This window comes from Helicobacter sp. MIT 14-3879 (genome assembly GCF_003364125.1).
Map to the genome: position 1 here is coordinate 1 of NZ_NXLP01000068.1, position 5755 is coordinate 5755.

The 5755-nt window shown below is 33.6% G+C and carries 5 protein-coding genes and 1 pseudogene; all 6 read left to right on the plus strand.

Features of this window, described 5'->3' with window-relative positions:
• A pseudogene (locus CQA44_RS12705) lies at window positions 1–236 on the plus strand (hypothetical protein); the annotation flags it as partial.
• A 2-nt stretch (window positions 237–238) separates the two neighbouring features.
• A complete protein-coding gene (locus tag CQA44_RS10895) occupies window positions 239–2218 on the plus strand; it encodes a DUF1561 family protein (protein WP_181881887.1) in 1980 nt (659 codons plus the stop codon).
• A 34-nt stretch (window positions 2219–2252) separates the two neighbouring features.
• Entirely contained in the window at window positions 2253–2411 is a 159-nt protein-coding gene (locus tag CQA44_RS12710; protein ID WP_181881888.1) for a hypothetical protein, read from the plus strand.
• Window positions 2412–2872: 461 nt separating this feature from the next.
• Complete coding sequence (locus CQA44_RS10900; RefSeq protein ID WP_115547262.1) at window positions 2873–3667, plus strand: site-specific DNA-methyltransferase; 795 nt, start codon at window positions 2873–2875, stop codon at window positions 3665–3667.
• A gap of 1 nt (window position 3668) precedes the next feature.
• Entirely contained in the window at window positions 3669–4433 is a 765-nt protein-coding gene (locus tag CQA44_RS10905) for a site-specific DNA-methyltransferase (RefSeq protein WP_115547263.1), read from the plus strand.
• Window positions 4430–5662, plus strand: coding sequence for a hypothetical protein (locus CQA44_RS10910; RefSeq protein ID WP_115547261.1), 1233 nt, complete (start codon window positions 4430–4432; stop codon window positions 5660–5662). The genes CQA44_RS10905 and CQA44_RS10910 overlap by 4 nt, the downstream gene beginning before the upstream one ends.
• Window positions 5663–5755 lie beyond the last annotated feature (93 nt).

Genomic DNA, 5755 nt, shown 5'->3' on the forward strand with positions numbered 1-5755 from the left:
AACTCCACCTTAAAAATACCGCATTTCAAGCCTATCTCACAAGCGAGGGTAAGCTAGAATTTCAAGGACAAATTTATGATATACACACTCTTGCAGCCCGCCTTAAAAACACTAAGGCAAAGCGGCTCAATGGCTTTATGTATTGGGAAGCAAAGAGGGGAGAATCTAAAATCTTGCTAAATGAGATAAGAGAAGAATGCCGAAGAAGTGTTGTCAATTTACACAAGAAAGGATAACTATGAGATATAGAGATAAACAAACACAAGGCAAAAAAGCCACGCAAATCTTCAAAGTGGAACACAACCAATCTATACAGCCCCCTTACCTAAGCTTTGTTATAATATTTGTTCTTTTTGTTGTTATGCCTGCTTTTGCTATGGATTCATCTCATATTTTACAAGTCCCCCAAAAACTTGCTGATAGCCCAAAAGATAGACCTATTACTTTTAAAAATGAACACTCACAAATACAATGCCTTACCCCTATCTTTACCCAAGGTGAAGGTTATGTGGGGATAAGTGATTGCAAGAGGGCACAAAATGCTCGTTATGATGTCTTTAGTCGTATAGCGTGGAAACACAATGACACTTGGCTCTGCTTGAGCACAGCTAATCAAACATATAAATCTGCAGAACGATTGATTTTACGCCCATGTGTGCTTAATGATAAAACCCAAAGCTTTATTGTAAAAGATAATGCGCTTTATAGTCCCGATTCTTCTTTTATGGTTGGGCTTACAAATGGCTTTTTAACATTGCAAAAAACCCAAAATTCCCACAATAAAATACCTAACCTTGTCCTTTACAATATGCAAGAGTGGCTAGATACGATAGCAACACCTGCAAATCTTGCTCAAAGTGGATTTATTGCTTGGAATTTTAATACGCCTCAAGAATTTGATTTGTATTATTTAACCAACAACGAATCTATCAAAAATGACGTTCAAGAATTACATTTTAATCTGGAAAATGGCTATATAGCACAATATAACCCGGCTAATGCAGATATGCTTTGCCTAACATCGCAACAAACTACACAGCAAAGTTGGAATTGGACGACTTGGAAAAAATGCAATTTTCATGCTTCCCAAAACAATAATGATGCAAAGGCATGGAGTCTATTTATGTTTGCAGATAATGATACGGCGATACTTCAAGATTATTTGGGAAACTTTTTGCGTGTAACAAAATATGGTGTCAATTGGGGTGTGCCTTATACTGCACAACAAAATTTTATCGCTAAAGATACAGGTGAAGGACAAACATCATATTTTCAATTCAATTATGATATGCAAAATTGGGAACGTTTTAGAAATGCTAATCTTTCAGATTCTCTAACTACTTGCCCTGCAAAAGGGGCGCTAGAACAAAAATCCCTCCCCCTATCACCTCTTACTTTGCCTCGTAGTTTTGAACTTAACGATGCTTGGATAAGACGTTTATGGCAGATTGCCACAACAACCGATGGAGTGCTTGAACGTGCTGGAGATTGTGGAGTGTGTTTGCTGCATAGTTATCAAATGATTGCGGAACTCAACGAATACACCTATAACCCACTTGATTCGGGAGGTTTTTTCTTTGATACTGCTTATGGAGTAAATCCTTTTACTTCTTTTCGCACACGCTATCCTATTTTGGCAAATGAGCTTAGTCGCTATCGCGCTACAAATATTCCACCCGTATTATCGCAAACACAAGCATTTGAATATGCCGCACAGATGTATCGGGCTATTGCTTTAAGTCTGTATCCCGGACATTTTTGGCTTTCTTCAGAGTTTGCTATCACAAATAGTTCTATAAGAAATGCTTTAAGAGATTTATTTGTTCAGCCTGCAGGGACTTTATGGGTCGTGCAAATGTATTTTATTACGCAAGATGGCAGACGCAGTGGGCATGCTATGCCAGTTTTAAGGACAGGTACAGGTGTGCAATTTATCCCTACAAATATACGAAATATGAGCTATCAAGATTATGTACAAGCATTAAGAAACGCATTTGCACATAATCCCAATGAAGCGTTCAATGTCGTTACTCCCGGTGGTAGACGTCTTTATATGTTTTATTCTTTGCGTTTGCGTGAGATTTATCCTAATCCCATTGCTGAATTTGTATCGAATAACAATTGCAGTGGTGAAGGAGAGGATAGACGCGGTAGTGCTACTATCCCTTTGAGTACTTTTATTAATCAATGTGCAAGTGGTAGATGTATATTGCAATGATATAATGACCTAAATAAGATTGGAGCAAGGAATCATGAACTACAAAAAAGCATTTTATTCTAAATTAGAAGATTGCTACTTAGGAGTGAAGATTAAGGACTTTCACAAAGGAAATATTGCTAAAAGCGGCTTGAGTATCTCTAGTAATTTTATAACAATAAGAGTAGGACAAAAAAGCACAACAAAGATTTAGTCAGCTTTAGTATCTCTTTATTAATTTTAAATGATGAAGAGTATCTTGTAACTATTAAGCGTGAAAAGCAAAGCCTTTAAAATGGCTAAAAAATCTTTAAAAATAGCTCTTAAAGATAGTTAAAATGCTTTAAAATATCTTAAAGTTTTACTTTAAGCAAAGAAATAACACTAAAGTGAGATTATTCCAATGCAAAATTTCTCTTTCCTTAACAACAACCTTTTCACAAGCTACACACTAGAAGTAGATTTTCCACCAATCTAGGAGTTTATAAAAAAGACAAGCCTTTAAAATGGCAATAAATATCTCTTTGTTTCTAGTTGTGTTTTTATAATAATTTTAGATTCAAATCAATACACTATAATATATAAAAATAATAAGAAAGTATAAAATATATGGTAACTCTATCACAAGATGTAATCAATCCTCTTAATCAAGTATTATATAAATCTAGTATCAATATGGGCGAAGTTTTAGATAATAGCGTGGATTTAATCATCACTTCACCTCCATATTTTAATATTAAAGATTATTTTAAAGACGGTTATCAGCATACCATACATTCGCAAAATGAGAATGAAGACTTAGGGAATTTGCAAGATTATAGGGTATATATAAAGGAGCTTTTAAGGGTATGGAAAGAATGCTTTAGGATATTAAAACCCAATGGCAAGCTTTGTATCAATGTGCCTTTAATGCCTATGTTAAAAAAAGATTTCAATACGCATTATAACCGTCATATTTTTGATTTACAAAGCGATATTCAGCAAAGCATTTTGCATCACACTCCTTTTTATCTTTTGGATTTATATATCTGGAATCGCACCAACACAACAAAAAGATTAATGTTTGGAAGCTACCCCTACCCTCGCAATTTCTATGCACAAAATACAAGTGAATTTATTACTGTCTATGTGAAAGACGGTAAGCCTCGAAATAATATTCCCAAAGAAATAAAAGAGGCGAGCAAATTGACACAAAGTGAATGGGTAGAATTTACCAAACAAATCTGGAATATTCCTATTCCTAATAAAAGCGATAGTGCTTTTGGCAAACATTCAGCGATTATGCCAGAAGCTATTCCTTATCGTTTGATTAAGCTGTATTCTTTTATAGGCGATATTGTGCTAGACCCATTTGCTGGTAGCGGAACAACACTGAGAGTTGCAAAGCAATTACAAAGGCATTATATAGGATATGAGATTTATGAAAATTATAAGAGCGTCATAGGAGAAAAACTTGGCTTTATCTTATAATATTAATCAAATTTATATTCAAGATGTCTTTGAGTTTTTAGAATCTCTGCCAAATGCCTTTGTTGATTTAGCCATAATTGACCCTCCCTATAATCTTAAGGTTGCAAATTGGGATAGATTCAAGAGTGAAAATGATTTTTTAGATTTTAGTTTTGCTTGGATAGATTCTATGCTGCCTAAGATAAAGCCCACAGGTAGCTTGTATATCTTTAACACTCCTTATAATTGTGCCTTATTTCTTAATCATCTAAGGGGCAAAGCAACTTTTCAAAATTGGATTACTTGGTATAAAAAAGATGGAATGTCAGCACATAAAAAGCGATTCAATAATACTCAAGAGTGCATTTTGTTTTGCAGTATGAATCCAAAGAAATATTATTTTAATTGTGATAGCGTTCGTTTGCCTTATGATTCTGTTAGCAGGATAACACACGCTGCTAAAAAAGGCATATTAAAAAATGGCAAAAGGTGGTATCCAAACCCAAATGGCAAACTTTGCCCTGATGTGTGGGAAATAGTAAGTGAGAGGCATAAGCAAAAGGTTAATGGTAGGACACAAAAGCTAAACCACCCCACCCCAAAACCTAAAGAAATGATAGAGCGTATGATAAAAGCAAGCAGTAAAGAGGGGGATTTGATTTTAGATTTATTTAGTGGTACAGGAATTACAAGTATAGTAGCAAGAGCATTGAATCGGCAATTTATTGGCTGTGAGTTGAATAAGGATTATTTAGATTCTAGCTTAGAAATAAAAGAGGTAAAATGACACAAGAAAAATTTAAAGAAAAACTAATAGGGATAAATCCTGCACTGGATTGCTTAAGGTTTTTATACGATAGAATCCTTAGAGAAGATTACAGAGGCACACATAAATTACAACATTATCGTTGGGATTTAGACTATATTAAGATTGTGTTAAAACATTTACCAAAAAATGATTTCTTATTGCATACACAAGGCGATATTTATGATGACTATATGTATAGTGATGATGAGCGAGATTTTTGTGAATATTTAAAAAAAGTGAATAAAGATTTATTGACAATCAATAAAAGCATTACAGATATGGTAATGCGTAAGATTATTTTTGTGAATCTGCAAAGAATGGGCTTTATTGATAGATATGATGCAGGTAAAAAGCTGTGTCAAATAGGCAGAAAATCTCAATACAAATATGTAAAAATCACACAAAGAGGCTTAGATTTTGTCAATGCAAGAGATATTTTTGAAGAGCAAAAAAATTTAGGGATTGCTTTAGACTTTGTCTTTGATGGAGTAGTGCAAGATGTCTTAGATATTCTCAATGCGCTAGAGCCGCAGTATATCAGCGTCAGTGAAATGATGTTTTTTGTAACTTATCTCGGCAGGGAATATCAGGGTAATATTTTGACAAAAGATTTGATAGTAGAATTTATCAATGAGTTTAGAAGCCTAAAAGCAAGGGCTAAAGTTGTGGAGGAAGTAATAAGTGAATTTTGTTTGCCTCAAAATTTTAAAGGCAATAAGACAGATAAACGAGATTTTCATAATTGGAAGAATGAAACACAAAGTATGTTTAATAGTTTGAATCTAATGTCTTTATTTGAATATGATAACACAAAGCAAAGATTGGTGCTTAAGGCAAGTATCAATGGTGAAGAAATTCGCTTTAAGCGAAGCAATCTTATCAAGCAAGAATATTTTAAATGGCACGAAGTTTCTAAAGATGTCCGCTTTGAGCTACACCATATTGTGCCATTTTATTATGCAAAAGATATTGATGCCTTAAAAGCTATTGATAATTGGCAAAATTTAATCTATATTGATGCTAATTCTCATAAGGTTTTTAGTCTTGATAAGAATGCTAAAAAAGCCATAAGATTGAGTTTCAAAGATTTAGACGCAGTGCTTGATAACTTGATAGGCGATGAAATTGTTTTAAAATATGTTGATAATATAAAGTACAAAGCAGGCTTACAACAAAGATTAGTGAAATATAATCAAGGATTACTGTGAATAAATAAGGAGTTGAGTAAATTTATGGAAAAATATGCGAGTTAAAATCATGAACTACAAAAAAGCATTTTATTCTAAATGAGAAGATTGCTA

What these genes read in the sequence shown, in the direction of transcription:
- CQA44_RS10895 (WP_181881887.1), top strand. Translation starts at nt 239, where the DNA reads ATGAGATATAGAGATAAACAAACACAAGGCAAAAAAGCCACGCAAATC.
- CQA44_RS10910 (WP_115547261.1), top strand. Translation starts at nt 4,430, where the DNA reads ATGACACAAGAAAAATTTAAAGAAAAACTAATAGGGATAAATCCTGCA.
- CQA44_RS12710 (WP_181881888.1), top strand. Translation starts at nt 2,253, where the DNA reads ATGAACTACAAAAAAGCATTTTATTCTAAATTAGAAGATTGCTACTTA.
- CQA44_RS10900 (WP_115547262.1), top strand. Translation starts at nt 2,873, where the DNA reads ATGGGCGAAGTTTTAGATAATAGCGTGGATTTAATCATCACTTCACCT.